The organism is Amycolatopsis sp. H20-H5, from assembly GCF_035828755.1.
GTDB lineage: Bacteria > Actinomycetota > Actinomycetes > Mycobacteriales > Pseudonocardiaceae > Amycolatopsis.
In genome coordinates, this window is the sequence record NZ_JAYMZS010000009.1 from 65,600 (window position 1) to 89,918 (window position 24,319).

At 68.0% G+C, this 24,319-nt stretch carries 28 protein-coding genes and 1 pseudogene; 13 read left to right on the forward strand and 16 right to left on the reverse strand.

The features are described 5' to 3' along the window. Positions 1–2: 2 nt before the first annotated feature. The 7 genes from QMK34_RS07330 to QMK34_RS07360 form a co-directional block, all read right to left on the reverse strand. Positions 3–338: a WhiB family transcriptional regulator gene (locus QMK34_RS07330; RefSeq protein WP_442785108.1), complete on the reverse strand. Its 336-nt coding sequence runs from the start codon at positions 336–338 to the stop codon at positions 3–5. Further along, positions 338–730 carry a helix-turn-helix domain-containing protein gene (locus tag QMK34_RS07335; protein WP_326412860.1) on the reverse strand — a complete coding sequence of 131 codons (393 nt, stop codon included), beginning with the start codon at positions 728–730 and terminating at the stop codon, positions 338–340. Before QMK34_RS07335 ends, QMK34_RS07330 begins: the two co-directional genes overlap by 1 nt. A gap of 11 nt (positions 731–741) precedes the next feature. Further along, on the reverse strand, positions 742–1,062 hold the full coding sequence (locus QMK34_RS07340) for a hypothetical protein (protein WP_326412862.1): 321 nt from the start codon (positions 1,060–1,062) through the stop codon (positions 742–744). Further along, on the reverse strand, positions 1,049–1,351 hold the full coding sequence (locus tag QMK34_RS07345; protein ID WP_326412863.1) for a hypothetical protein: 303 nt from the start codon (positions 1,349–1,351) through the stop codon (positions 1,049–1,051). The genes QMK34_RS07340 and QMK34_RS07345 overlap by 14 nt, the downstream gene beginning before the upstream one ends. After that, positions 1,348–1,830 (reverse strand): hypothetical protein, encoded by a 483-nt coding sequence (locus QMK34_RS07350; RefSeq protein ID WP_326412865.1) that lies wholly within the window; start codon positions 1,828–1,830, stop codon positions 1,348–1,350. Before QMK34_RS07350 ends, QMK34_RS07345 begins: the two co-directional genes overlap by 4 nt. Before the next feature lie 313 nt (positions 1,831–2,143). Continuing rightward, entirely contained in the window at positions 2,144–2,380 is a 237-nt protein-coding gene (locus tag QMK34_RS07355) for a hypothetical protein (RefSeq protein WP_326412867.1), read from the reverse strand. Continuing rightward, entirely contained in the window at positions 2,377–2,694 is a 318-nt protein-coding gene (locus QMK34_RS07360) for a helix-turn-helix domain-containing protein (RefSeq protein WP_326412869.1), read from the reverse strand. The genes QMK34_RS07355 and QMK34_RS07360 overlap by 4 nt, the downstream gene beginning before the upstream one ends. A gap of 181 nt (positions 2,695–2,875) precedes the next feature. Here QMK34_RS07360 and QMK34_RS07365 point away from each other — a divergent pair, with 181 nt between their 5' ends. The 3 genes from QMK34_RS07365 to QMK34_RS07375 all read left to right on the forward strand — a co-directional run bounded on the left by QMK34_RS07365 (position 2,876) and on the right by QMK34_RS07375 (position 5,129). Continuing rightward, a complete protein-coding gene (locus QMK34_RS07365; protein WP_326412871.1) occupies positions 2,876–3,364 on the forward strand; it encodes a hypothetical protein in 489 nt (162 codons plus the stop codon). Positions 3,365–3,538: 174 nt separating this feature from the next. After that, complete coding sequence (locus QMK34_RS07370; protein WP_326412873.1) at positions 3,539–3,778, forward strand: hypothetical protein; 240 nt, start codon at positions 3,539–3,541, stop codon at positions 3,776–3,778. 193 nt (positions 3,779–3,971) lie between these two features. After that, on the forward strand, positions 3,972–5,129 hold the full coding sequence (locus QMK34_RS07375; RefSeq protein ID WP_326412875.1) for a tyrosine-type recombinase/integrase: 1,158 nt from the start codon (positions 3,972–3,974) through the stop codon (positions 5,127–5,129). 85 nt (positions 5,130–5,214) lie between these two features. On the opposite strand, the pseudogene QMK34_RS07380 reads toward QMK34_RS07375, so the two are convergent. Further along, positions 5,215–6,024: pseudogene (locus tag QMK34_RS07380) on the reverse strand (RtcB family protein); the annotation flags it as partial. A gap of 160 nt (positions 6,025–6,184) precedes the next feature. Here QMK34_RS07380 and QMK34_RS07385 point away from each other — a divergent pair. Beyond that, on the forward strand, positions 6,185–7,321 hold the full coding sequence (locus QMK34_RS07385; protein WP_326412877.1) for a DUF418 domain-containing protein: 1,137 nt from the start codon (positions 6,185–6,187) through the stop codon (positions 7,319–7,321). Positions 7,322–7,441: 120 nt separating this feature from the next. Then, positions 7,442–8,323: a DUF4034 domain-containing protein gene (locus QMK34_RS07390; protein WP_326412879.1), complete on the forward strand. Its 882-nt coding sequence runs from the start codon at positions 7,442–7,444 to the stop codon at positions 8,321–8,323. Between the two features lie 105 nt (positions 8,324–8,428). Here the strand turns inward: QMK34_RS07390 and QMK34_RS07395 are convergent, their stop codons facing one another. Then, entirely contained in the window at positions 8,429–9,499 is a 1,071-nt protein-coding gene (locus QMK34_RS07395) for an aspartate-semialdehyde dehydrogenase (protein WP_326412881.1), read from the reverse strand. Continuing rightward, the gene (locus tag QMK34_RS07400) at positions 9,499–10,764 is read right to left on the reverse strand and encodes an aspartate kinase (RefSeq protein WP_326412883.1); all 1,266 of its coding nucleotides are present in this window, start codon (positions 10,762–10,764) and stop codon (positions 9,499–9,501) included. The genes QMK34_RS07395 and QMK34_RS07400 overlap by 1 nt, the downstream gene beginning before the upstream one ends. A gap of 251 nt (positions 10,765–11,015) precedes the next feature. On the opposite strand from QMK34_RS07400, the gene QMK34_RS07405 reads away from it, so the two are divergent. Both QMK34_RS07405 and QMK34_RS07410 read left to right on the forward strand, forming a co-directional pair. Beyond that, on the forward strand, positions 11,016–11,606 hold the full coding sequence (locus tag QMK34_RS07405) for a nitroreductase family protein (RefSeq protein WP_326412885.1): 591 nt from the start codon (positions 11,016–11,018) through the stop codon (positions 11,604–11,606). A gap of 366 nt (positions 11,607–11,972) precedes the next feature. Further along, positions 11,973–12,626 (forward strand): hypothetical protein, encoded by a 654-nt coding sequence (locus QMK34_RS07410; RefSeq protein ID WP_326412887.1) that lies wholly within the window; start codon positions 11,973–11,975, stop codon positions 12,624–12,626. Positions 12,627–12,629: 3 nt separating this feature from the next. Here the strand turns inward: QMK34_RS07410 and QMK34_RS07415 are convergent, their stop codons facing one another. After that, complete coding sequence (locus tag QMK34_RS07415; protein ID WP_326412889.1) at positions 12,630–13,007, reverse strand: hypothetical protein; 378 nt, start codon at positions 13,005–13,007, stop codon at positions 12,630–12,632. Between the two features lie 244 nt (positions 13,008–13,251). On the opposite strand from QMK34_RS07415, the gene leuA reads away from it, so the two are divergent. After that, the gene (leuA, locus tag QMK34_RS07420) at positions 13,252–15,039 is read left to right on the forward strand and encodes a 2-isopropylmalate synthase (protein WP_326412891.1); all 1,788 of its coding nucleotides are present in this window, start codon (positions 13,252–13,254) and stop codon (positions 15,037–15,039) included. Positions 15,040–15,108: 69 nt separating this feature from the next. After that, positions 15,109–16,089, forward strand: a complete 981-nt coding sequence (locus tag QMK34_RS07425) for a helix-turn-helix transcriptional regulator (RefSeq protein WP_326412893.1) — start codon at positions 15,109–15,111, stop codon at positions 16,087–16,089. A gap of 163 nt (positions 16,090–16,252) precedes the next feature. Here QMK34_RS07425 and QMK34_RS07430 read toward each other — a convergent pair whose 3' ends face one another. Beyond that, a complete protein-coding gene (locus QMK34_RS07430) occupies positions 16,253–17,170 on the reverse strand; it encodes an SDR family oxidoreductase (RefSeq protein WP_326412895.1) in 918 nt (305 codons plus the stop codon). A 172-nt stretch (positions 17,171–17,342) separates the two neighbouring features. Between QMK34_RS07430 and QMK34_RS07435 the strand changes: the two genes are divergently transcribed. Continuing rightward, positions 17,343–18,236, forward strand: coding sequence for a helix-turn-helix domain-containing protein (locus QMK34_RS07435; RefSeq protein ID WP_326412896.1), 894 nt, complete (start codon positions 17,343–17,345; stop codon positions 18,234–18,236). Positions 18,237–18,337: 101 nt separating this feature from the next. Beyond that, positions 18,338–18,892 carry a DedA family protein gene (locus QMK34_RS07440; protein ID WP_326412898.1) on the forward strand — a complete coding sequence of 185 codons (555 nt, stop codon included), beginning with the start codon at positions 18,338–18,340 and terminating at the stop codon, positions 18,890–18,892. Here QMK34_RS07440 and QMK34_RS07445 read toward each other — a convergent pair. Then, entirely contained in the window at positions 18,879–19,529 is a 651-nt protein-coding gene (locus QMK34_RS07445; RefSeq protein ID WP_326412900.1) for a peroxiredoxin-like family protein, read from the reverse strand. The genes QMK34_RS07440 and QMK34_RS07445 overlap by 14 nt on opposite strands. Before the next feature lie 69 nt (positions 19,530–19,598). Here QMK34_RS07445 and QMK34_RS07450 point away from each other — a divergent pair, with 69 nt between their 5' ends. Then, entirely contained in the window at positions 19,599–20,204 is a 606-nt protein-coding gene (locus tag QMK34_RS07450; RefSeq protein WP_326412902.1) for a TetR/AcrR family transcriptional regulator, read from the forward strand. Between the two features lie 203 nt (positions 20,205–20,407). On the opposite strand, the gene QMK34_RS07455 is transcribed toward QMK34_RS07450, so the two are convergent. The 3 genes from QMK34_RS07455 to QMK34_RS07465 all read right to left on the reverse strand — a co-directional run bounded on the left by QMK34_RS07455 (position 20,408) and on the right by QMK34_RS07465 (position 23,078). After that, the gene (locus tag QMK34_RS07455) at positions 20,408–21,313 is read right to left on the reverse strand and encodes a LysR family transcriptional regulator (RefSeq protein ID WP_326412904.1); all 906 of its coding nucleotides are present in this window, start codon (positions 21,311–21,313) and stop codon (positions 20,408–20,410) included. Between the two features lie 144 nt (positions 21,314–21,457). Continuing rightward, positions 21,458–22,246, reverse strand: coding sequence for a choice-of-anchor P family protein (locus tag QMK34_RS07460; protein WP_326412906.1), 789 nt, complete (start codon positions 22,244–22,246; stop codon positions 21,458–21,460). A gap of 31 nt (positions 22,247–22,277) precedes the next feature. Next, complete coding sequence (locus tag QMK34_RS07465) at positions 22,278–23,078, reverse strand: L,D-transpeptidase (RefSeq protein ID WP_326412908.1); 801 nt, start codon at positions 23,076–23,078, stop codon at positions 22,278–22,280. 299 nt (positions 23,079–23,377) lie between these two features. Here QMK34_RS07465 and QMK34_RS07470 point away from each other — a divergent pair, with 299 nt between their 5' ends. Further along, a complete protein-coding gene (locus tag QMK34_RS07470) occupies positions 23,378–24,295 on the forward strand; it encodes an EamA family transporter (RefSeq protein ID WP_326412910.1) in 918 nt (305 codons plus the stop codon). Positions 24,296–24,319: the final 24 nt, after the last annotated feature.

Consider the following 24,319-nt stretch of genomic DNA (forward strand, 5'->3'; position numbering starts at 1 on the left):
GGTCACGCTGTCTCCGTTCGTGGCCGCTCGGGGCGGCCGGTTCTCGGCGCCGCGGCGACGGCGGTATCGGCGTCGGGCGCCGAGGTGGTGGTGTCGAGGCGGCGGCGTTCCCGCTGGGAGTACCCGCCCCAAATTCCGTGTCGATCCCTGGTACGCAGGGCTTCTGCGAGGCATTGGGTCCGCACCGTGCACGCGAGACAGATCCGTTTCGCGGGCGCGGCAGGCTGGCCTTTCGCCGGATAGAACAGCCCGGGATCGGCGTCGCGGCACCGTGCCGCCGAGCGCCACCCGTCGCCGTCGAGCGCCACGGCGGCGAGCTCGGCGACGTCGGCGATCATTATGGGCGCCCGGCGGCGTAGTGGGCGACGATCTCGGCGCGGGTGGGCCGGAGCCCGTTGTAGTAGGAGATGGCGACGGCGTGCGCGCGGTTGCGGGCGCCGAGCTTGCGCAGGATGTTACGGATATGCGCCTTGCTGGTGTCGTAGGCAATGTGCAGCTCGGGCGCAATTTGCGTGCTGTCGAGGCCGCGGGCGACCAGGTCAAGCACTTCTACTTCCCGGACCGTCAACGGGTTGTGCGGGTGCTCGGGTAGCGGGAGCGCGAGCACGTCGGCGGCGAGCCGCTCGGCGGCGGCGGGTGGGGTGCCTTGCGTGCCGCCGAGCGCCAGCTGTACAACGGCAGCGATGTGCACTGGCAGCACCATCGGTGCTCGGCTGAACGCGTCCGTCACGATGGTGCCGGTCACCGGCGACCCCCTGTTGTGGCGAGGGCGGGCGGGTAGCCGACGGCGGCGAGCGCGGCCCGCACGCAACCGTCAAGCAGGCGACACACCGCATCTTCGGGGTCTGTGTCCTGGACGGCGGCGATGACGGCAGGCAGCGAGGCGACCTCGACCACCGCCGACCACACGGCGTGCCTGCTGTCGTCGAGGTCCACCAAGACAGCGTCCGGCGCGCGGCCTGCCGTAGCGGGGCGGCCCGCGGCGTGGCGGTCCATCGCGTCGTTGAGACGGCGCCGGAACTCGGCGGGGTCGAGTACGGGCGGGATTTCAGGCACGGGCACCGCCGGGGTTGATGTCGCGGGTGTCGGGAAATGGGAGTCCGTCGAGGGTCGCGTGGGCGACGCGCTCGGCAGCGGCAATGTGCTTGGGACACAACAGCTTTTCACTGAAGTGGGCCCATCCGGATCGGTCGATGGTCGGCCCGAACGGCGCGAATTTGGGGGCGGTGTTGAGGGTTTCGCGGCGTTCCTCGTTGAAGTCGTCGTAGAACGTGACGACCTCGGGGCACTGTCCGCGGGTGGTGTCGCCGTCGCAGCGGAATCGCCACAACAGCACCGGCTCGAACGTCATGGGATCACCTCGAACGCACCGGCTTGCATCAGGGACGCCAGCATCCGCAGGTGGTGAACCACCATGTGCAGCATGGCGACGTGGGCGCCGTTGTAGCCACCGCGGCGACCGCCAGCCTGGAAATGGGCAGTGATGATGTCGTGCATGGCGTCCTCGTCGTCGTTGAGGTAGCGCACCACCGACTGTGCGGCGGCGAGCGCCGCCGGGTCGCCGACCGGCTTACCGGGGTCGCTGTCGGCGAGGTCCCAAAACTGACCGGGGTCGCGCTCGGCGGCGCCGCGCACCGGGCCGATCGACGCGAACGTCCACAACCGCACGGATGCCGTGTCCTGGTCGCGAGTGAAGTACGCGAACAGCAAGTCAGCCGCGGCAGGACCGTCGTTGGCGGCGGCTCGTCGGGCGATGTCGAGGAACGTGCACGCGGCCTTTGCGGCATCGTCCAAGGTCGCCGCCCGGCGGCGCGGGATGTCGCCGGTCATCGCGTGACCGCCGAGAGCGGCGTTACGCGCACGGTCTGCCCTGCACGCTCGGCGGCGACGCTCGTCCGCAATCGCGCGACCTGATCGTCGGCGGCCGTCACAGTTCACCGTTGCCGGTGCACTGCGGGCACGTCTTCTCATCGCACCTGCTGATGGGCACTGTCCCGACACCGCGGCACATCCCGCAGGTGATGGCGCGGTCCCGGGCAGAGGCGGAGCCGGTAACGGTCGTACTGGTCATGAGGCTTGCTCCTCGTAGTTGTGGCCCGTCTCGTGGTGACCGCCGGGGGGCGGGCCGTCTTCGTGGGTCCGGTCAGGACGCGACACGGAACCGGCGGTTGCCGCGTGATGGCGGCTGACGCTCCATCCACCGGTTGACGTCGTCGACGTGCACGAACCGCTTGCCGTCTTCTCCGGTCGGTTGGGTGTTCTTGAGACCCGTCTTGCCACCGGAGCGGTCGTATTCAAGGCATTTCTGCTGGACGAACCGGAGGTGCCGCCGCATGAAACGAGCGGCTTCCTGCAGGTCCATCCACGGGCTGTCACTCACGCGACCGCCCCGGCCGCGCGGCGCGGGCCAGTTTTCTTCTCGGTGGTTCCCCGCTTCGGAGGTCCGGCCGGTGACGTCGGTGGCTGCTTCGGCGGCCCGGACGGATCGCCGTCCGGCGTGCGTCGGACCTCGTGCAGACCGAGGCCAAGTACGCGGGTGAAACGGTGGATGACGCGCATCGAAGGTTCGTCGACGCCGTAGAGGATGTTTTCGAGGTAGCCCTTGGAGATCCCCATGCGGTCGGCCAGCTCGGGGTTTGACAGGTCGAGCTCGTCGCGGCGATCTACGAGGCGGGGGTGGTTCACGGCTGGCATAACCCAGACACAACCAGACTTTTCCAGACGTAGCAACCAAGATTTCCTAGTCGTTACCCGTTTAGCCGTAGACTTTCCTGGAAAATTCTGGGAATCTCCGGGTATGGAGCGGCTGCTAAGACGCGAAGGACCCCCAGGTAGGCGACTACCTACCTGTAAAAGTCTGGGTTACTCTGGTCGCGTGGAAACGCGGCGTAAGGAGCTCGGTCGACACATCAAATCGACCAGGCGCAGGGCGTACCAGTCGACCGGGCGCAGGACGTACCGGAGCCAGAAGGCGTTCGCCGAAGCCATCGGCCTCCACGAGAGCAGTGTCGCCAACGCCGAGATAGGCAGCGACCGGGTCGGCGATCTCGTCTATTCGACGATCGAAGAGGCGTTCGGCTGGCCAAGGAACTCGGTCGGCAACTACATCGCTGGCCGCACCCAAACCCTCCCCGGTGACCTGCCGGACGGCGAAGGAAGTGCCGACGAGGACGCCGATCCGCGCCACGAGTGGTCCGCGGCGTTCCGTCAGAAGACGGGCGCGATGTCGGTTGACGAGATCATCGAGTTCGGCAAGCACATCGGCGAGACCAGCGGCGAGCGGGCCCGGATCCGATACCTTCGCGCGGCGCTCCAGGTCAAAGAGGAAGACGGAACCCTGGAGCCTGACCCCGCGCGGAAATAGCTGGCGATCACTCCCGCGATCATTTCTCGTCCATTCGGCCTAATTCCACTGAGGACCGATAACGGCGAGTCGATCAAGGACGATCGACTCCCTGCGGGCTGTCTACAAGTGACTGCCCCTAGGGAAGGAAGTTGTAACACGATGCCTACACAGCGCATGGATCCTGCGTCAGCGATGCTCCACATTTGGCTATTCGCAGTAGCGGGAGCGTCACTGTTCTTCGCTGTCCCGCACGCCATCCTTGCGTTCATCTTCGACCTCCCGTCGCACGTTCTGAACCTCCACCTGTGCATCACCCTGCTACTCGGCCTCGCCGGATGGCGAGCCGAGATGAACTCACGGCGAACGGTTCGCCTGGCTCAGCAGCGGGAGATTGACGACCTCGAACGCCGGTTCTGGCAGACCAACGACTAACTGACCAGGAGGCGGGCCGCTCCCCCGGCCCGTTCCGGTCAGCTCATCGCCGACGCCTTCGGCACCCTGATACACCAAGAGAAAGAGTATGTCTATGCCATGGGCTGACCCATTACCGGGAGGTGGCTACCGCGGTGTATACCGCGACTCCTCCGGGGCGAAGAGATACGTCAAGGACAAGCTCGGTAAGACCGTGCGCTACAAGAAGCCGACGGCCGCGAAAGCGGCGGCGAATGAGATGGAAGTGGAGGCCCGTCGCCAGGCAGCGCCGTCGGAGGTTGCGCCCGCAGCAACCATTCCATGGGGCGACTGGTGGGATCAGCTCGTCACTAAGCGCGAGTTCTCTGACACGGATACCGCGACCACCGAGAGCTACATCGTGGAGCGATTCCTACGGCCGAAGTGGGGACACGTCCCGCTGAACGAGATCAGCTACGAGCTGGCCGAAGAGTGGGTCGAGTCGGGCGAGCTCAAGGTGAGAAAGGGCATGTCACCCGCGTACGTGCACCGGATCTACTCCGTGTTCAACGTCTCGATCAAGGCGGCCATGAAGAAGCCCGCGATCCTGAAGGCATCGCCGTTGGCGGGGATCGAGCTGCCGAAGCGTCTGAAGCGCCCGAAGCCGTACCTGTCTGTCCGCTCGAACGAGGCGATGGCCAAGCACCTGCGAGACGACTACCGCGACGCGATCGAGTTTCAACTTGAGACCGGGCTCCGGCCCGGCGAGGTTTGCGGGTTGCACTCCGATCGGCTCGACCTTGATCGAGGATGGATGCTGGTCGCGGAGACGTTCGTCAAGCGCCGTGGCGTGATCCGGCCCTTCCCGAAGGACGGCGATGTCCGATCGGTTCCGCTCACTGACAAGGCCATCAAGATCGCCTCACGGCGCATCGAGGGCAGGGACGAAAGCCACGGGTGCGGGTTCGAGCACACAGACGAAAGCGTGCCGTGCAGTGGAGTCCTGGTGTTCCTCACCGACCGCGGCCGCATCATGCACCCGGACACCATGGGCTACCACATGAAGAACGCTGCGAAGAAGGCCAAGGTCGCACGCCGAAGCCCGTACGCAGTCCGGCGCGGGTGGGCAACCCGCGCCGCTGAGGGTGGGCTCGATGCGTTCCAGATCGCCGAGATCCTCGGGCACGAGACGCTAGATCAGGCGCAGGAATACGTGCAGCAGACGCCGATGGCGCGGATGAAACTTACTTCCGCGCTCACCCGGTACCCGGCGTTGACCGTCATCCCGGGCGGGCTGGGGCAGGCCGGTCCTGCTGGGGCAGAAGATGGGGCACCACGTGATTCGCAGGCGATCGCGGCCGATCACACAGCAGCCGGTGGAAACACGGCTTGAGCTGCGGATACGTTCGCGTATGCTGACACAGACTCGCAAACGCTCGTAAACGTAAAACCGCAGGTCGCGCGGTTCTGGTCACCTAGTTGTGGTGGCAGGAAATCGCGTCGTCGAACGTGGTCCCCGGCACGACCTCGGCCAGCGCCAGCTTCACCAGCGCGACCATCGTGGCCCGGTTGCGGGCCGCGTAGTCCTGCGCCCAGAACAGGTCGCGCCGGTACGCCTCCATCTCCAGGGTCCCGGCAAGGAACACCGAGAGGTCCCAGTCCGGCAGTGCGGCGTTGTGCGGCAGCTTGCGCGCGACGGCCATGTGCCGCTCCGCGAGCTCCTTGCCGATGTTGCGCGAGCCCGAGTGCAGCATCAGCCACACGCGGCCCTCGTCTTCGCCGCCCTGCTCGAGGCAGACCTCGATGAAGTGGTTCCCGCCGCCCAGGCTGCCGATCTGCCGCGCCGCGCGGTCGCCCAGCTCCTGGACACCGGTGTGGAGGTCGCCGAACGACTTCCAGAACGTGTCCCAGCCGCCAACCCCGTGCACCTTCGCCGGGTTCACCGGGGTCTTGTGCATGCCGAAGCCGACCGGCACGGCCGACTCGATCCGGCGCCGGAGCTTGAGCAGGTCGTCCGGCAGTTCCGAGGCCGTCAGGGAGGTCCGCACCGCGCTCATGCCACACCCGATGTCGACGCCGACGGCCGCCGGGGACACCGCGTCGCGCATGGCGATCACACTGCCCACGGTGGCGCCCTTGCCGTAGTGGACGTCGGGCATGACCGCGACGCCGTGCACCCACGGCAGGTTGGCGACGTTGTGCAGCTGGCGCATCGCTTGCTCTTCGACCGACTGTGGGTCGGCCCACATCCGGATCGGCACTCGAGCGCCTTCGACTGCGGTGTACATGACTTCCCTTTCGTAGCTCGGCAAGAACCAAAGACTCACCCGAAAGCGTGATTATCGCAACCGAATTCTCACCCTCCTTCTCCTCCCTTGGACGGACGACCTCCGCGCCCGCCGCGCCTACGGTCGAAGTGTCAGCAGAATTTCTGGAGGGGCGGAAACCGTGACAGCACAACGTATTGCCGCGCTCGACGTGCTGCGGGGAATCGCGATCCTCGGCACACTGGGCACGAACATCTGGATCTTCACCGACCCGCTGGGGGCGGCCGGTTTTCTCGCCACGCCGAGCCCGGATACGGCGGGCGGCTTCACCGAGATCGTCCTGCGGCTGCTGGCCAACGGGAAATTCCTGGCCCTGCTGTCGATCCTGTTCGGCGTCGGGCTGGAAATCCAGTACCGCTCGGCGCGCAAACGCGGGGCGCGCTGGCCGGGCTGGTACCTCTGGCGCTCGGCACTGCTGCTCGTCGAAGGTCTGGTCCACTACGTGCTGATCTTCGAGTTCGACGTCCTGATGTACTACGCCGTGGTGTCGATCCTGGTCGCGTTCCTGGTCAGCCGCAGCGAACGGGTGCTGCGCGCCTGGCTGATCGGGACGGCAGTGCTGTACGTCGGCGCGATCTCGCTGCTGACGTACACGCGTTCGACCGGCCAGGCTGGCCCGATCCCGACACCGTCCACAAGCGACTGGCTGACCGGCGTGGCCGACCGGCTCACGATGGCCGGGACCTACCGGGCCGAGGCGTTCCTGGTCATCCCACTCAGTTTCGTGCTGTTCCTCGCCGGTTCCCTGCTGATGCGCGCGGGCGCGCTGGAAGACTCCGCGCGGGGACGGCGGATCCAGCTCAAGCTGGCGAAGTTCGGGCTCGGCCTCGGAATTCCGCTCGACCTGCTCGCCGGTTTCTCCGGCGGGAACTGGTTCTTCGCCGAGCGCTACCTCGCCGCGCCGGTCGTCGCGCTCGGGCTGCTCGGCCTGATCACCCGGCTCGTCCACCGGATGCGCCAGGAGCCAGGCCTGATCCGCACCGGCCTGACCTCGATCGGCCGCACCGCGCTGTCCTGTTACGTGACACAGAACCTGCTGGCAGGCGCGTTCTGCTATGGCTGGGGCCTCGGCCTCGCGGCGACGCTGAACGACGCCAGGCCGTGGTGGGTGGCGGGCTTCTATGTCTTCCTCTGCGCCCTGCTCATGACGCTGGCCACCTGGTGGTCACGCCGGTTCTCCCGCGGCCCGGTGGAGCTCGCCTGGCAATGGGCGTATCTCGCGCCGCAGCGTAAGAAGGCCGTCACACCAGCGAGCTGAGCCGGGGTCGATTCGTAAGCGAAACGAGATGAGATCCACGGGTCCCTCAGGCAGAATACGCGGTGGGGCCTGCCGGACACCAAGGAGGTCAGCACGGCGAACCACATCGCGGATCCGGGGGTGGCCGCCGCCGAAGCCGCGGCCCGCAACGGCGACTGGGTCCCCGCGGCCGACCTGCTCACCGGCATCAGCACCGACTGGGACCAGCGCGCGTTCGCGGTCCGGGCACTGGGCGACGCGGCGGCCGACGACGACAGCTGGCTCCGGGCGTGGCGCGCGGCACGGCCGGACGACCCCGACGTGGCGGTGGTCCACGCCGACGGCCTGGTCGCGCTGGCCTGGCAGATCCGGAGTTCGGCACGCGCCGAGCACGTGTCGAGCGATCAGTTCGCGGGGTTCTTCCGGACGCTCGAAGAGGCCGAAACCGCGGCGCTGGCGGCGAGCGAGCTGGCTCCCGCGGATCCGACGCCGTGGCGGGTCCTGCTCACCACCGGCCGGGGCAGGCAGCTCGACAACGACGCGTTCCGCGAGCGGTGGGCAGAGCTGGTCGCGCGGGATCCGCTGCACCGCGGCGCCCACGACCAGGCGCTGCAGTACTGGTGCCACAAGTGGTTCGGCTCGGACGAGCTGATGTTCGAGTTCGCCGAGCAGGCCGCCGTGAAGTCGCCCTCGCTGAGTATCCTGCCGGTGGTCGCGGCGTTCGAGGCGGAGGCCAGGGAGGTCAAGGCCTGGCAGCACGAGCGGACCCGCCGCGCGCTCGACCAGGCGTTGCGCTGGCTGAACGGGGATGGCGCGAACCACCCGTCGACCCGGAACGACCGGGCGTACGCGGCGCTGGCGCTGGTCGAGAACAAGCGCTACGACGAGGCCGTCGAGCAGTTCCGGCACCTCGGCACGCACGCCGACGCGATCGCGTGGGCGTACTCCGGTAAACCGCTCCAGAAATTCTTCACGACCCGCTTTGTGGCTTGCGCCAACGCGACGCCGCCCGCTCAGCCGTAAAAGCCTCTGAAGGCCACCATGAGGGACTCTAACGCCCTCAGGCCCGTCGCCGACGAGGCGACGGGCTTGAGGAAACGCGGTGGCCTTCAGAGGCAGTCAACCGTTCTAGAAGATGAACTCAGGGGCGAGCTGCTCAGCGACCTCGTAGGTGTTGAGCGCCGCGCCCTTGCGCAAGTTGTCGCCGCACACGAAGAAGTCCAGCGTGTTCGGGAAGTCCAGCGCCTGGCGGACCCGGCCGACGTAGGTCGGGTCGCCGCCGACGACGTCCGCCGGGGTCGGGAACCGGCCGTTGGACGGGTCGTCGACCAGCACGATCGACGGCTGCGCCTCGAACACCTTGTGCGCCGCCTCGACGGTGACCTCCCGCGCGAACGTGGCGTGCACCGCGAGCGAGTGCGTGGTGACCACCGGGACGCGCACGCAGGTCGCCGAGACCTTCAGGTCCGGGATGCCCAGGATCTTGCGGGATTCGTTGCGCACCTTGAGTTCTTCGGAGTACCAGCCGTCACCCTTGTACGAACCGGCCGCCGGGATCACGTTGAGCGCCAGCGGTGCCGGGCCGAACGGACCGTCCGCTATGGACAGTCCGGCCGCTTCGAGCGCGGCCCGGACGTCACCCGCGACAGCGCCGACACCCTTGCCGGCCACGGCTTCGAGCTCCGCGTTGAGCCGGTCGATGCCGCCCTGCCCGGCGCCGGAGGCCGCCTGGTACGAGGCCACGACGAGCTCCTTGAGCTCGAACTCGCGGTGCAGCGCGCCGAGCGAGGCCATCATCGACAGCGTCGTGCAGTTCGGGTTCGCGATGATGCCCTTGGGCCGCACCGTCACCTTGTCCGCGTTCACTTCCGGCACCACCAGCGGCACCTCGTCGTCCATCCGGAACGCGCCGGAGTTGTCGACGGCCACCGCGCCGCGGGCCACCGCGATCGGCGCCCACTCCGCGGAGATCTCGTCGGGGACGTCGAACATCGCGATGTCGACCCCGTCGAACGCCTCCGGCGACAGCGCGACGACGGTCAGCTCCTCGCCGCGGACGGTGAGCTTCTTGCCCGCCGAGCGTGCCGAGGCGATCAGCCGGATTTCGCCCCAGGGAACGGTTTCCCGGCTGTTCATGATGTCGATCATGACCGTGCCGACGGCACCGGTCGCGCCGACGAGTGCGAGTACGGGTGCCATCAGCGTCCACTCCCCGCGTATACGACGGCTTCTTCGTCGCCGCCCAGTTCGAAGGCCTCGTGGATCGCGCGCACCGCGTCGTCGAGCTGCGCGTCCCGGATGAGCACCGAGATGCGGATCTCCGAGGTGTTGATGATTTCGATGTTCACGCCCGCGGTCGCGAGCGCTTCGCAGAACGTCGCCGTGACGCCAGGGTGCGAACGCATCCCGGCGCCGACGAGGGAGACCTTACCGACGTGGTCGTCGTAGAGGACCGACTCGAAGCCGATGCTCTCCTTGACCTTCTCCAGCGCCCGCACCGCCCTGGCGCCGTTCGCCTTGGAGAGCGTGAAAGTGATGTCCGTGCGGCCCGACGAGGTGCTGGACACGTTCTGCAGCACCATGTCGATGTCGATCTCGTTGTCGGCGATGACCCGGAAGATCTTCGCCGCCGCGCCGGTGTGGTCGGGCACGCCGGTCACGGTGATCTTGGCCTCGGACCGGTCGTGCGCCACGCCGGTGATCAGCGCCTGTTCCACGGGGATCTCCTCAATCGAACCGGCCACGGTGGTGCCCGGCTTGTCACTGTAGGACGAACGAACTCGGATCGGCACGCCGTAGCGGCGCGCGTACTCGACGGAGCGCAGGTGCAGGATCTTGGACCCGCTGGCGGCGAGTTCGAGCATCTCCTCGTACGGGATGGTGTCGAGCTTGCGCGCGTTCGGCACGATCCGCGGGTCGGCGGTGTACACACCGTCCACATCGGAATAGATCTCGCAGACGTCCGCGTTGAGCGCGGCGGCGAGCGCGACGGCGGTGGTGTCCGAACCGCCGCGGCCGAGGGTGGTGATGTCCTTGGTGTCCTGCGCGACACCCTGGAACCCCGCGACCAGCGCGACGTAGCCCTGGTCGAGCGCCTCGGTGACGCGGCTGGGGCTGACGTCGATGATGCGCGCGTTGCCGTGCACCGCCGTGGTGACCACCCCGGCCTGCGAACCGGTGAACGACCACGCCTCCGCGCCCTGCGCCGCGATGGCCATGGCCACCAGCGAGTTCGAGATGCGTTCGCCCGCGGTCAGCAGCATGTCCATCTCGCGCTCCGGCGGCGACGGGTTGACCTGCTGGGCGAGGTCGAGCAGCTCGTCCGTGGTGTCGCCCATCGCGGAGCACACGACGACGACGTCGTTGCCGGCCTTCTTCGTCGCGACGATCCGTTCGGCGACGCGCTTGATCCGGGCGGCACTTTCCAGCGACGAACCGCCGTACTTCTGGACCACGAGGGCCACGCCCGAACCTCCTCCGGGCCGGGTCGGCTCCCGGTGGGCACCGAGAAGCCCCCGCGTCCCTGATTTGGGCAAAACTCTACCGGGGTCACCGCCCCGCGCCACCCTTCCGTGTGGCCCCGGCCACCCGTTCGGGGCCACAAGCGCGTAAATCTTCCGTAACCGCAGCGAAATGCTCGAAGCACTTACTGCCGGGTGACATAGGGCACGCCGTCGCCCAGGGGTGATCTTGCGCGCAACGTTAGCGTTGGCGGGTGCGAAAGCCTGCCGAAACGAGCGTCCCGATCGAAACCGTCCTCGCCGAGCGCTGGAGCCCCCGCGCGCTGGACGAGACCGCGACCGTCTCCGAAAGCCAGCTCCGAGCGGGGCTGGAGGCCGCTCGCTGGGCGCCGTCGTTCGGCAACACCCAGCCCGCGAGATACCTGGTCGGGCGACGCGGCGAGGACACGTTCGAGCGAATCCTCTCGACGCTGAACTCCGGCAACCGGGCGTGGGCGCACCGGGCAGGCGCCTTGCTGATCGGGGTGATGGTGACGGAGAACGGGAAGGGCGAGGTCCCGTACGCCGAGTACGGGCTGGGCTTGGCGACCCAGAACCTCGTCCTGCAGGCGGTGTCGGAGGGGCTCGTCGCGCACCAGATGGCGGGCTTCTCGGCGGACGCCGTGCGCGAGGCGTTCTCACTGCCCGCGCACGCGGTCCCGAAGGTCGCGATCGCGATGGGCACGCAGGCGGACCCGTCGGTGCTCGGTGATGAACGCAGCGTCACTCGGGAGACCGCCCCGCGCACCCGGCTGGCGCTCAGTGAGTTCGCGTTCACCGGCGAGTGGGACGCGCCCGCCTTCTGAGAAGGCGTCCGGAAACTGATGTCATGGCGTCCAGTTTGGCGCCTGGGGCCGCGTTCCCTTCAGTCGCCACCCCAGGTATGCCGTGTGCCCTGATGGGAGCCTTCACGGCGTCTAACGCTGTCATGGTGGCCTTCAGGGACATGCGTGAAACGATCATAGCGGTATGAAACGGGCGAATGGGCAGACTTTTCGTCCTTTGTGGAGGGTAGGCGGCTTCGAAGGCCAGGTGCTCGAGGCTTCGAGCGGCGGCTGCTGCGACAGTTCTCAGACGCGTTCTGAGACAGCAATTCGACGACTGAGGGAACCGAAGGGCGCACTGGTCCATCGGAGGGTGCGATTCAGTCTTTCGAGTGAAGGAGTTCTCAGATGCGTAACCGTGTGTTGGCGGTAGCCGGGGTCGCCGCGGCGGTGCTGGCCGTGGCGGGCTGCTCGACCGCGAAGGACGGTGTGCCCTCCGCGGCGCTCTCCTCCGCACCCACGGCTACGTCCGGAGCGGGCTCCGCCAGCGCCACACCGACCGAGCAGGCGTCCACCGGCGGCGACTTCACCAAGCAGGGCAGCAAGCTGAAGCTCGGGGACAAGGCCGTCGTCCCGTTCAAGTCGAGTGAGAAGACGGGCTCGCTCGGCATCACCGTCAAGGCCATCGAAAAGGGCGCCGAAAGCGACCTCGCCGAGCTCAAGCTGGGCGACAAGGCCAAGGGCATGACGCCGTACTACGTGCGGGTGGTCATCTCGAACGAGAGCGGCACCGACTTCGCCTACAGCTCGCTGAGCGGCGTCGACGGCACGCTCGCCGACGGTTCCGAAGCGCAGGGCGTCTCGGTGATCGGCAAGTTCGAGAAGTGCGACAGCGGCAGCGCGAAGAAGGACTTCACCACCAAGGGCGCGACCTACGAGAGCTGCGAACTGGCACTCGCCACGGGCACCGCGGCGGTGACCGGCGCGTCGTACGGCTCGGGAAGCTACTCCAAGCAGGCGCCGGACACGGACTACAGCGACGAGGCCATCGTCTGGCAGTAAACGCTAGCCGACGCTGGAGCCGATGCGACGCAGGATGCGGGCGACGATCACGGACACGACGAGCCAGAAGACCGCCGCGATGCCGTAGTTGATCAGCACCCGGAGTTTGGCGTCGGCGGGCGTGAACATGTCCTTGAAGCCGAGGGTGAGCGAGTCGGCCCAGCCGCGGACGAACGACACGATGCCGTTGTCGCCGTTGGCCTCGCCGATCACGAAGATGATGTGCAGCACGAGGAGCGCCGCGAAGACGAGGCCGACCCAGCGCGCGATCGACGCCAGGACCGAAAACACCTGCTCACGGGTCTTGCCCCAGTTGATGTCAGCGCGCTTGGGCGGCGCCTCGCGCTCCGCTTTTTCGCTCGACTCAGCGTGCTCAGCCATGCCCGGCAGTCTGACACGTCACTACGCCGAACGCTACCTGTCAGTAACACGGTTGGCGCACTGGACGTAACAGTTCGATCGCGACCTGACTTCCCTTCGGCGGAGATCCGTGGTTAAAGTGGGGTCGTGGCATGCACCCTCCTGCTTCGCTGCCGCGACGGGGCCTGATCGGACCGGCTCCTCGTCGCGGGGCTTTGTCGCGTCGCCGGTCGAGACATCCAATCCCGGCAGGAGCCTTCTCAGCATGACCACGCCAGAACCCCGCACCTCGTCCAGCCGCATCCGCACGCCGTCCCGCACGGCCCCGGCGGGTCAGCCGGTCTGGAACCCTCAGCGCGGCACCTCGATGCCGGTGCACCGCTACCGCCCGTGGCACCAGCTGGTCGAGGACATCGACGTCCGCGACCGCACCTGGCCCGACAAGCGCATCGACCGCGCGCCGCTGTGGTGCGCCGTCGACCTGCGTGACGGCAACCAGGCCCTGATCGACCCGATGTCCCCCGCCCGGAAGCGCAAATTCTTCGACTTGCTGGTGCGCATGGGCTACAAGGAGATCGAGGTCGGCTTCCCGGCCGCTTCGCAGACGGACTTCGACTTCGTCCGCGAGATCATCGAAGAGGGCGCGATCCCCGACGACGTCAGCATCCAGGTGCTGACCCAGTGCCGCCCCGAGTTGATCGAGCGGACCTTCCAGTCCCTCGAAGGCGCGCCGCGCGCGATCGTCCACATCTACAACTCGACATCGATCCTGCAGCGCCGCGTCGTGTTCCGCGAGGAGCGCGAAGGTATCAAGAAAATCGCGACGCAGGCCGCGGAAATGGTCGTCGAGCTGGCAGCGAAGCAGCCGGACACGAACTTCCGTTTCCAGTACTCGCCGGAGTCGTACACCGGCACCGAGCTGTCGTACGCGCTCGAGGTCTGCGACGCGGTCACCGAGATCTGGCAGCCGACGCCGCGGAAGCCGGTGATCCTGAACCTGCCCGCGACGGTCGAGATGGCGCCGCCGAACGTGTACGCCGACTCCATCGAGTGGATGAGCCGGAACCTGGCGCGCCGTGACTCGGTGATCCTGTCGCTGCACCCGCACAACGATCGCGGCAGCGGCATCGCCGCCGCCGAACTGGGGTACGCGGCCGGCGCGGACCGGATCGAGGGCTGCCTGTTCGGCAACGGCGAGCGCACCGGCAACGTCGACCTCGTCGCGCTGGGCATGAACCTGTACAGCCAGGGCGTCGACCCGCAGATCGACTTCTCGGACATGGACGAGATCAAGCGCACGGTCGAGTACTGCAACCAGCTGCCGGTGCCCGAGCGCAGCCCGTGGGGCGGTGACCTGGTGTTCACCGCGTTCTCCGGCAGCCACCAGGACGCGATCAACAAGGGCCTCGACGCGCTGAAGGACAAGGCGGACAAGGCTGGCGTGCCGGTCGACGAGTACCCGTGGGAGGTCCCGTACCTGCCGATCGACCCGAAGGACGTCGGCCGCAGCTACGAGGCCGTGATCCGGGTGAACTCGCAGTCCGGCAAGGGCGGAGTCGCGTACATCATGAAGGCCGAGCACCAGCTCGATCTGCCGCGGCGGCTGCAGATCGAGTTCTCGAAGGTCGTGCAGCGGCATACCGACACCGAGGGCGGCGAGGTCGACGCCACCACGATGTGGAACGCCTTCGCGGCCGAGTACCTGGACCCGCAGGTGCCGCTTGAGCTGATCCGGCAGCGCGTCACCGACAACGGCGACAGCGAGTACGACATCGCGGCGACCGTCCGGGTGGACGGCGACGAGCACGACATCACCGGGCGCGGCAACGGTCCGATCGCGGCGTTCTTCGACGCGTTGTCGACGGTCGGGTTCGACCTGCGGCTGCTGGACTACAGCGAGCACACGCTCACCCCCGGCGACGACGCGCGGGCCGCGTCGTACATCGAGTGCGCGATCGCGGATCGCGTGTTCTGGGGCATCGGCATCGACGCGTCGATCGTGACGGCGTCGCTGCGGGCCGTCGTTTCGGCTGTGAACCGAGCTCACAGGTAAAACGCCCGTGAACGTCGCGTTCAGTGTTCACACCGGACGCGGCGTTCACGGTTCGCCACGGGGGTTCACATGCGCGCCGAACGCTTGGTCGCCCTGCTGTTCACACTGCAGAGCAAACGCAGCGCGACGGCGGCCGAGCTCGCGGAGGCACTGGGCGTCTCGGAACGGACGATGCACCGCGACCTCAGCGCGCTGCGCGATTCGGGTGTTCCCTTGTGGACGGAAACGGGACGGCACGGCGGCGTCCGGCTGGTCGAAGGCTGGCGAGCCCGGCTCGACGGCCTGACCGGACGAGAAGCCGTCGCGCTCTTCGCGCTCGGAGTGCCCGACGCACTGGCCGGGCTCGGGCTGGGGACAGCGGTTTCGGCCGCGCACGCGAAGGTGTCCGCGAGCCTGCCGAAGGACCTGCGCGACCAGGCCGAACACGTCGCCGGGCGCTTTCATCTCGACGCCCCCCGCTGGTTCGCCGCCACCGATGAGGCGTCCGAGCTGGCCGTCGTCGCGCGCGCGGTGTGGGCGCGACACCGGCTGAACGTGCGGTATCAGCGCCGGGACAAGGTCGCCGAGCGCCTGCTGGAGCCGCTCGGACTCGTGTTGAAGGCCGGGGTCTGGTACCTCGTCGCCCGGGTGCCGGAGGACGACGCGCTGCGGACGTACCGGGTTTCGCGCATCGTGTCGGCCGAGGAGGTCGACGAACGTTTCGAGCGTCCCGCCGGGTTCAACCTGGCCCGGTGGTGGCGCGATTCGTCGGCGAACTTCGAGCGGATGCCGTTGCGGCTGACGGTCAAGGTACGGCTGAGCCGCGCGGGGGTGCGGTCGCTCAGGCGGCTCCTCGGGCCGGACGAAAGCTCCGCGGACGCCTTCGTCTCGCTGGGTCCGGCGGACGCGGAAGGCTGGGCCGACGCCGAACTCGCCCTGGAAAACCGTGACATCGGCCTGTCCCAGCTGACCTCGATCGGCGCCGAGGTCGAGATCCTCGAGCCCGCCGACCTGCGAGCGGCCCTCGCCGAAACCGGGGCCGCCATCGCCGCCCGCAACGCCCCCCGCTGACCCCGCCCCGAGCTTGACCTGCCGCCACCCGTGTCCAGACTGCCGTCACGCGTGATCAGATCGCCGTCACGCGTGTCTGGATCGCCGTCGCGCGTGACGGCGATCCAGACACGGGTGACGGCTGTTCGGACACGGGTGACGGCGGTGTTGGGGTGGGTGGGGGTCAGCGGTAGCCGGTGGGGTTGGCGGGTTTGCCGGGTTCCTGGACTTCGGTGACGTAGCGCCAGGCGTCGGGACGGCTGCCGTCGAGGTCGTCGATGCCGTAGGTGTTCGCGAGCTGGAAGCTGCTGAGGGTCTGGCCGGTCCGGCGGGCGCGGTCGGGGTCCGCGGCGAACGCGGCCACCGCGCGGCCGCTGAAGGTCGGGGTTTCGGAGATGCAGAAGTGCGGCTGCTTCACCAGCGCGTCGCGCCAGTTCTCCTCGGTGACGCCGTAGATGTCGAGCATCGCCTCCGACCGCAGCCATCCCGGCGTGAACGCGACCGCCGTGCAGCCGTGCGGTTTCAGCTCGGCGGCCTCGCCGATCGCCAGCAGGTGCGCCGACGCCTTCGCCACGTAAAACGGCAGCGAGGTGCCCTCCCGGTACTTGGCGTTGTACTCGGCGGTGCCGTCGGTCATCTCGACGACCAGCCCGCCGGGCCGCCGGATCATCAGCGGCAGCAGGTGGTGACTGGTGATCAGGTGCGAGTCGACGCCGAGGCGCAGCATGCGCAGGCCGCCGTCGAGCGAGTGCTCCCACACCGGCTTGCCCCACTCCAGGTGGTTGTCGCCGCCCCACAGGCCGTTGATCAGGATGTCCAGCCTGCCCTGCTCGGCGTCGACGCGCTGGGCCAGCGCCGCCACCTGGCCGGGTTCCAGATGGTCGACCTGAATCGCGATTCCCTTGCCGCCGGAGGCGTTCACCAGGTCAGCAGTGTCCTCAATGGATTCCGGACGGTCCACTTCGGACCTTTGCGTCCTGGTCGTCCGGCCGGTGACGTACACGGTCGCGCCCGCTCGCCCGAGCTCGGTCGCGATCGCCCGGCTCGCGCCGCGCGTGCCACCGGCGACCAGTGCCACCTTGCCCGACAGTTCGGTACCCATCAGCATTCCCTTCGGTGCGGAAACTCGGTCAACCACCACGATGACGGCGAACCATGACAGGTCCTGTCATGGTTCGGCGCACTCCTGCATCACTGCAAGGGGTGAGTCCTTTGCGGTGAATCCACCGCGCTGTGACTGCCCGTGAGCGGATTGCCGCTCTAGCGTGACCGCCATGACCAAGAGGGCGAAACCGAAGTCCACCGTGCGCAGCCGGGAAATGGGGGCAGAACTGCGACTACGCCGTACCAAGGCCCGGATCAGCGGCGAGGAGCTGACCAGAAGACTCGACTGGCCCATCGGCAAAGTCTCCTACGCGGAGAACGGCATCCGCCCACTGCGCGAGCTCGAAGTCGCGGAGTACCTGGTCAGCTGCGGCCCGGTGGTTCGCGAAGACTACGAACGGCTGCTGGCGCTGTCGGAGGTGCCTGACCACGGCTACTGGGTCCGGCCCCACAACCTGGACCAGCCCGTCGAACTCCGCTCGCTCATCGTCCAGGAGAACATCGCCAGCGACATCGGGCATTACGAGCCGCTGGTGATACCCGGGCTCCTGCAGAGCGAAAGCTACATCCGCGCGCTGTTCCACTGGGGATCGAACCGGCCCGAGAACGAGATCGAACCGCGCGTGCAGGCCAGGCTGGCCCGGCAAGCGCTGCTGGACAAGCAACTCCCACCTGGCACGACTTTCTTCCTGCAGGAAAGCGCGCTTCGCACCGTGGTCGGCAGCCCGCAGGTGATGCACGAACAGATGCTGCTCCTGATGATGACCGCCAGTCAGCGACACTGCTCGATCCGCGTCGTCCGGGATTCGGCCGGGCCGTTCACCGTGTTCGGCGCCTTCAGGATCATGGACTACGTCGACGACCATCCCTCGGTGGCTTACACCGAAGGCTTCACGACCGGACTGTTCATCGACGACGCCACGGACGTCGCGCGCTACCGGCGCATCCTCAACAGACTCGACAGTGCGGCCCTGAGCGAGGCGCAGTCGCGAACCTGGCTGGCCAAGTTCGCGAGCGCCTACGACAGGGCGGAGCCCATTCCCTCATGTCCACCGCCGGAATGACGGGCGAACCAGAGTGATCACTCGGGCCTCGAACCTGTCTAAGTCCTGTGAGAACACTGTCTTGGGGAGTAAGCGAGACCGTTGGCGCGGTTAATGGAAGTGTGAACGCTTCGACGACCGCGCTGCTGGTGCTGTTCGTCGTCTCGCTGGTGCCGCTCCTGCCCACCGAGGTGACGCTCATCGGCATGGGCGTCGCCGCCGCCCAGGGCGGCGCGTCCCTGCCGGTGGTGATCGCGGTCGCCAGCGTCGGCTGCCTGATTTCGGACCAGGGATTGTATGCAATCGGCCGGTTCGGTGGGCCGCACCTGCTCGACAGGCTGCGCCGCCGTCGCGGCATCGACGCCGGGATCACCTGGCTCGACGGGAAGCTGCAGCAACACCCGCGGCCGGTGCTGGTGGTCGCGCGGTGGCTGCCGTCCGGCGGGACGGTCGGCGCGCTGCTCGCCGGTTCGCTGCGCTGGCCGCTCGGCGAGTTCCTCACGGCGTCGGTTGTCGGCGTCACGCTGTGGACCTCGTACGTTTCCCTGCTCGGCTACCTCGGCGGGCAGATGATCACCGAGCCGGCGATCAGCATGCTGCTCTCCCTCGGAGTGGCGCTGGTCCTCGGCTCGGTGATCACCGTCAAGCTGAAGCGCGAGCGAGTTACAGCGCCTTGACGGCCGCGACGATCGCTTCGGGCTCGGTGCGGGTCGTGTAGTCCGGGTGGACGTCGATGAAGCGAACGGTCCGGTCGCGGTCGACGACCACCACGGTCGGGTAGGCGAGTTCCCAGCTGGCGGTGCCGTTCTGCCGGGGCAGGTCGGCGCCGAGCGTGGCCATCGCACTCTGTATCCGCTCACTCGGCATGAAGGTGATGCCGAGTGAACGAGCCACCTCGTTGCCGAGGTCGGAGAGCACCGCGAAGGTCAGTTCGTTGGCCTCCTTCGCGGATAGCGAACCGTCCGGGAGCTGGGGGCTGATCGCGGCCAGGCGGATGCCGAGCCCGTCGAGCACGGGGACCAGCTCCTGCTGGTAGGTCCGCAGGGTCAGGTTGCAGTACGGGCACCAGGCCCCGCGGTAGAACACCAGTACGGCGGGACCGTTCGCGACGAGCTCGTCGAGCGAGACCTCGCCGCCGTTCGCATCCCGCAGCGTGAAGGCGTTCAGCTTGTCGCCGACCGCGGCGAAACCCGCCGGATCCGCGCCGTCGACATTCCTGCCCGGCTCGGCCTCCAGCACGGTGGCGATGCCCTCGGGCACGGCCCCCCGGACACCGGCGGCAATCGCGTTCAAACCCGTAGAAAGCTCGCTCACTGATAAGTCCTTCCACCCCGTCAAAGCTGTACTAATCAGTACAACGACACTGACTGTACTATCCGGTACATGGACGTGCAAGCAGGGGCCCCGACCGAACAGGGGCGTCGGACACAGGATTCGATCGTCGACTCGGCGGCGGCCTTGATGTACACCAACGGTGTCGCGGCGACGAGCGTCGACAAGGTGCTCGCCGCCTGCGGGGCCGGGAAATCGCAGATGTATCACTACTTCAAGAACAAGGACCAGCTGGTCGAGGCCGTGATCGGCCGGTACCTGGAGACCATCCTGGCGAACCAGCCCGCGATCAACGACCTGCACGACTGGGCCGCGTTCGACCGGTGGACCGAGCAGCTGCTCGACATCCAGCGCGGCCCGCAGGGGCCGATCGCGTGCCCGCTGGGCAACATCGCGGGCGAACTGGGCGACGACCCGCGCGTCGCCGGGCTGCTCGACAAGGCGTACCGGGAGTGGGAATCCCACCTGGCGCGGGGGCTGATCGCGTTGCGGGACAAGGGAGAGCTCGCCGCCGACGCCGATCCGGCGCGGCTGGCCCAGACGGCGATGGCCTGCCTGCAGGGCGGACTGATGCTCGCGCACATCCGCCGGGACATCACTCCGCTGGCGGACGCGCTCGCCGTCGCCGTCGGCCACCTGAAATCCCACGCCCGCTGAGTAGCGCTCGCCTCCGGCGCTTCGTTTCCTGAAGGATCCCGACCTCGTACCAGGCCAGCCCGGGAAGGGCGATCAACGCCGCGATCAGGAACTCCGGTCCGCCCGCGATCGTCCAGCCCAGCGCGACGGCGAGGAGCACCAGCAGCGCGATCAGCCTGGCCGACGCCCAGCCGCCCGGGGCTCTTCCTCGCGCCATTCCGACGTCAGCTCGTCAGCTCGGCGACCTCGGCACGCAGCGAGTCGATGACCGCCGCCACCGCGGGCCTCGCCGCCGCACCCCTCCGGCAGACGGCCTCGACGTGGCGTGCGGCCCGGATCCCGGCGAGTGGTCGGCAGACCAGCCCGCTGCCGCGGCGGGTGTCCATGGTGTAGCGGGGCAGCAGCGCGATCCCGTGCCCGGCGGCGACGAGCCGTTCGGTGATGCGGAAGTCGTTGATGCGCTGGACGACCTGGGGCCGCACGCCCGTGCGCACGGTGAGCGAGCGCAGGACGTCGTCCACCGGGAAGCCGAAGTCGACGCTGATCCACTTCTCGTCGGCGAGGTCCGCGAGTTCGACGCGACGGCGGCTCGCGAGCCGATGTCCGGCTGGCAGCGCGACGTCCATCGGTTCACGCAGCAGGTGGACGGCCTCGAGCCGGTCGGTGCCGAAGGGCGGGGCGTGCTCGTCGCGGTGCGCGACCACGACGTCGTAGTCCGCGACCAGGCCGGGGACCTCCGGCGGGGTCATGTCGATGTCGCGCACGTCGAGCTCGAGGCCGTCGTACTCGGCGACGCGGTGGAGCAGGCCGGGCAGCAGCATCAACGCCGCGGACTGGAAGATCGCGACGCGGACCCGGCCGCGCGGCGCGCTGCGGTAAGTGTCCAATTCGGACTCCGCGCGGTCGAGGGCGGCCAGCACCTCGTCCGCCCTGGCGACCAGCGCGCGGCCCGCATCGGTCAGCCGCAGGCCGCGTCCGGCAGGCTCGGTCAGCGGCAGGCCGACCTCGCCCTGCAGCGCCTTGATCTGCTGGGACACCGCCGACGGCGTGCAGTGCAGCGCCCGCGCGGCGGCCGTCACGCTGCCGCGGTCGGCGAGCTCGCGAAACGTCCGCAACCGCCCGAGGTCCATCCTCGCAGCTTAAATGAAGCAGCCCTGCAAAGTCTCCGAGGTCCCTGAAGGCCACCTTGAGGGACTTGGAGTCCGTCGGGCCCGTCGCCGACGAGGCGACGGGCCCGAGAAAAACACAGTGGCCTTCAGGGACGGTAAAAACGGTCAGCCGGTGACGTCCAGGTGGGCCTTGGCCGGGGTCGGGGCCGGGGCCTTGCCGTTGGCGTCAGGCTTGTCGCCAGCGGGCTTGTCGCCGGTGCCGGTCGTGGTGGCCGGGACGCTCGGCTTGGTGCTCGTCGGCTTGCCGGGCTTCGTCGGCTCGGTCGGCTCCGGCGAACCGGGGGGCGTCGAACCTTCGCCGCCGCCTTCGGCGCAGGTCGCCGAGGCCAGGTCCAGCGTCTGGATACCGTCGACACTGATCGACAGGGCGGTGACGGTGAACGAGCCGTCCTTGTGCTTGACCTGCTTGTTCAGCAGGACCGAGGCCAGCCCCGGGACGACGACCCCGGTGTTCGGCGCGGCGGCGACGTCGAGCTTGATGTCCCCGATCCTGGCCTTCGCGAGCGAAGAGGAAGCCTTGCCCCCCTTGCACTCCGCCTCGATGGCGGAGACGCTGACCAGCGGCTTGCCCTGGCCGCCGATGAGCCCGTTCAGGCCGACGCTGACGTCCTTGATGCTCGCCCTGGCCTCGTTGTCGCCCGCCTGCGCGTTGAGCACGTTGACCTTGACCAGCTGCAGCGGGAGGGAAAGTTCCGCGAGCGACTTCTGGTCGAAGCCGTCCGAACCGTCGGCGAACGGGACCGGGCCGACCTTCAGCAGGCCGGTGGCCGAAAGCGCGTACGCGGAGCTGACGGGGTGCTCGGCGGCACCCGCCACCGGCGCGAAGAGCGTGCCCGCGACAAGGACGGCCGCACAAAGGCCGATACTGCCTGCGAAAGCGTTTCTGGGGAACAAGGAGCTATCCTTTCGAAAGATTTACGGGGAATCAAACGATGGTGACGATGGCGCCCAGCGGAACCTTGACGAGTTCGTCCAGTGCGGCCTGGGGCACCCGGATACAGCCGTCACTGTTCGCCTTGCCGACATAACTGTCGTTCGGCCAGGTGTGGATGCCGACCGTGCCCGGACCGCCGCCGAAGGTCTCGTGCGATTCCGAGTGCGCGCTGAGCGGCAGCACGATCGGGCTGTACTTGTTCACGGTTTCCTCGATCGACGCCAGCAGGAAAGCGCGGCCGGCCGGGGTCGGGAACTCAGGTTTCCCGGTGCCGACGGTCCAGTTCCCCACCGGCTTGCCAGCCCGGTCGAGTTCCAGCGAGAAGGCCGCTCGATCGACTTTGATCGTGTAGTCGTTCTGCGCGGTCTCGACGACGGCCGGGTTGAGGTGCACCCAGCCCACGGCGGCGTTCGGCCTGGCCGGAAGCAGGATCTCCGCCCAGTCGTCCTGCTCGGAGAGCACCGGGACCCAGGTCGGGGAGCCCACCTGGATCGACGGGAGCCTGGCGATCGCCTTGCCGCCGACGCTCTGGTAGACCACGATTTCGTCTTTGGGGTGAACGACCTTCCCGGTCGCGGGCGCCCCGGAGTCCTTCGCGGCGTCCGGCACCGTGGCGAACGTCGTGGCCTGCGGGAGCAGGGTGAGGTCCTCCTGGTTCACCGCGACGGGAACCGGGGTCGCGGGCTCGCTTCCGCACCCGGCGGCCAGCAGTGTCACCACGGCCGCGAAACAGCAGATTTTGGCTCGATTCCACTTCGGCAAGCGGCGGTTCGAGACGTCAAAGCTTTCCATACATCCCAATCCTTGAACGAGAGAATTGACCAGCAGGCAAAGAAAGCACGGTTATCGGCGCGTCAACCGACGCGAGCGTAGCGCTGTCGAAATACCTGCCGAATCCGGGATCGACTAAAGCGGAAAACAATTGATTCTTGTAATCCGGGAACGAAAACCGAGGCAAGAAAAACGTACCTAGGGCAGCGTTGGCGAAACGAGACAACCCGTTTGGAGCAACAGCACCTTGAAGCAGTGCTACAGGGTCTCTGCAGATATTCTCGCTGGACCTTCACGGTGGAAACCCACACAGTGGGGACATGCCTGCTCGTGACCGTCTGCTCGCCGTGTTCGTCGCCGTCCTGTGGGGCTGCAACTTCCTCGCCATCCACGCCACCCTCGGCCAATTTCCGCCGTTCTTCGCCGGGGCGCTGCGGTTCGTGGTGATCGCGATCCCGACGATCCTGTTCGTGCCATGGCCGAAGGTGAAGGTCAGGTACCTGCTCGGCTACGGCCTCGGTTTCGGCACCGGCCAGTTCGCGTTCCTGTTCGTCGCGATGGACACCGGCATGCCGACCGGGCTCGCGTCACTGGTGCTGCAGGCGTCGGCGCCGTTCACCGTGCTGCTGGGTTCGGTGTTCCTGCGCGAACGGGTGTCCGGGCGGCAGCTCGCCGGGATCAGCTTCGCCGTGCTCGGCATGGCCGCGATCGCCTGGCAGCAGGCCGCCCACGCCGCGCTGCTGCCGGTGATCCTCACCTTGCTGGGGGCGCTGAGCTGGGCTTTCGGCAACCTGAGCACACGGCAGGCCGTCCCGGACAACCCGCTGCATTTCACGCTGTGGATGTCGGTCGTGCCGCCGCTGCCGATGTTCGCGCTCTCGCTGATCGCCGAGGGTCCCGCCGCGCAGTGGCGCTCGCTGACCACGCTCGGCACGCCGGCCGGGCTCACCGCGCTGGCCGGGCTGACCTACGTCGTGCTGATCGGCACGGTCGTCGGCTCCGGGATCTGGACCACGCTGATGCGGCGCAACCCGGCGGGCGTCGTCGCGCCGTTTTCGCTGCTGGTGCCGGTGGTGGGACTGTCGATGGCGTTCTTCGTGCTGCACGAGCGGCCGACCGCGCTGGAGATCGCGGCCGGTTTCGTGGTGATCGGCGGGGTCCTGCTCGGCTCGACGCGGCGGCGGACACGCGCCGAACCCGTGGACGGCTTCCTCGCCCCGGAACCGGTCAAAGCCTGAAGCCCCCGCGCAACTCGTCGACGA

Bases quoted from the DNA above. Each gene is read 5' to 3' on its own strand.
- QMK34_RS07425 (WP_326412893.1), top strand. From the start codon at position 15,109: ATGCGCGCCGAACGCTTGGTCGCCCTGCTGTTCACACTGCAGAGCAAA.
- QMK34_RS07465 (WP_326412908.1), bottom strand. From the start codon at position 23,078: ATGGAAAGCTTTGACGTCTCGAACCGCCGCTTGCCGAAGTGGAATCGA.
- QMK34_RS07430 (WP_326412895.1), bottom strand. From the start codon at position 17,170: ATGGGTACCGAACTGTCGGGCAAGGTGGCACTGGTCGCCGGTGGCACG.
- QMK34_RS07450 (WP_326412902.1), top strand. From the start codon at position 19,599: ATGGACGTGCAAGCAGGGGCCCCGACCGAACAGGGGCGTCGGACACAG.
- QMK34_RS07470 (WP_326412910.1), top strand. From the start codon at position 23,378: ATGCCTGCTCGTGACCGTCTGCTCGCCGTGTTCGTCGCCGTCCTGTGG.
- QMK34_RS07410 (WP_326412887.1), top strand. From the start codon at position 11,973: ATGCGTAACCGTGTGTTGGCGGTAGCCGGGGTCGCCGCGGCGGTGCTG.
- QMK34_RS07330 (WP_442785108.1), bottom strand. From the start codon at position 338: ATGATCGCCGACGTCGCCGAGCTCGCCGCCGTGGCGCTCGACGGCGAC.
- QMK34_RS07455 (WP_326412904.1), bottom strand. From the start codon at position 21,313: ATGGACCTCGGGCGGTTGCGGACGTTTCGCGAGCTCGCCGACCGCGGC.
- leuA (WP_326412891.1), top strand. From the start codon at position 13,252: ATGACCACGCCAGAACCCCGCACCTCGTCCAGCCGCATCCGCACGCCG.
- QMK34_RS07415 (WP_326412889.1), bottom strand. From the start codon at position 13,007: ATGGCTGAGCACGCTGAGTCGAGCGAAAAAGCGGAGCGCGAGGCGCCG.
- QMK34_RS07395 (WP_326412881.1), bottom strand. From the start codon at position 9,499: ATGGCACCCGTACTCGCACTCGTCGGCGCGACCGGTGCCGTCGGCACG.
- QMK34_RS07350 (WP_326412865.1), bottom strand. From the start codon at position 1,830: ATGACCGGCGACATCCCGCGCCGCCGGGCGGCGACCTTGGACGATGCC.
- QMK34_RS07345 (WP_326412863.1), bottom strand. From the start codon at position 1,351: ATGACGTTCGAGCCGGTGCTGTTGTGGCGATTCCGCTGCGACGGCGAC.
- QMK34_RS07370 (WP_326412873.1), top strand. From the start codon at position 3,539: ATGCTCCACATTTGGCTATTCGCAGTAGCGGGAGCGTCACTGTTCTTC.
- QMK34_RS07360 (WP_326412869.1), bottom strand. From the start codon at position 2,694: ATGCCAGCCGTGAACCACCCCCGCCTCGTAGATCGCCGCGACGAGCTC.
- QMK34_RS07435 (WP_326412896.1), top strand. From the start codon at position 17,343: ATGACCAAGAGGGCGAAACCGAAGTCCACCGTGCGCAGCCGGGAAATG.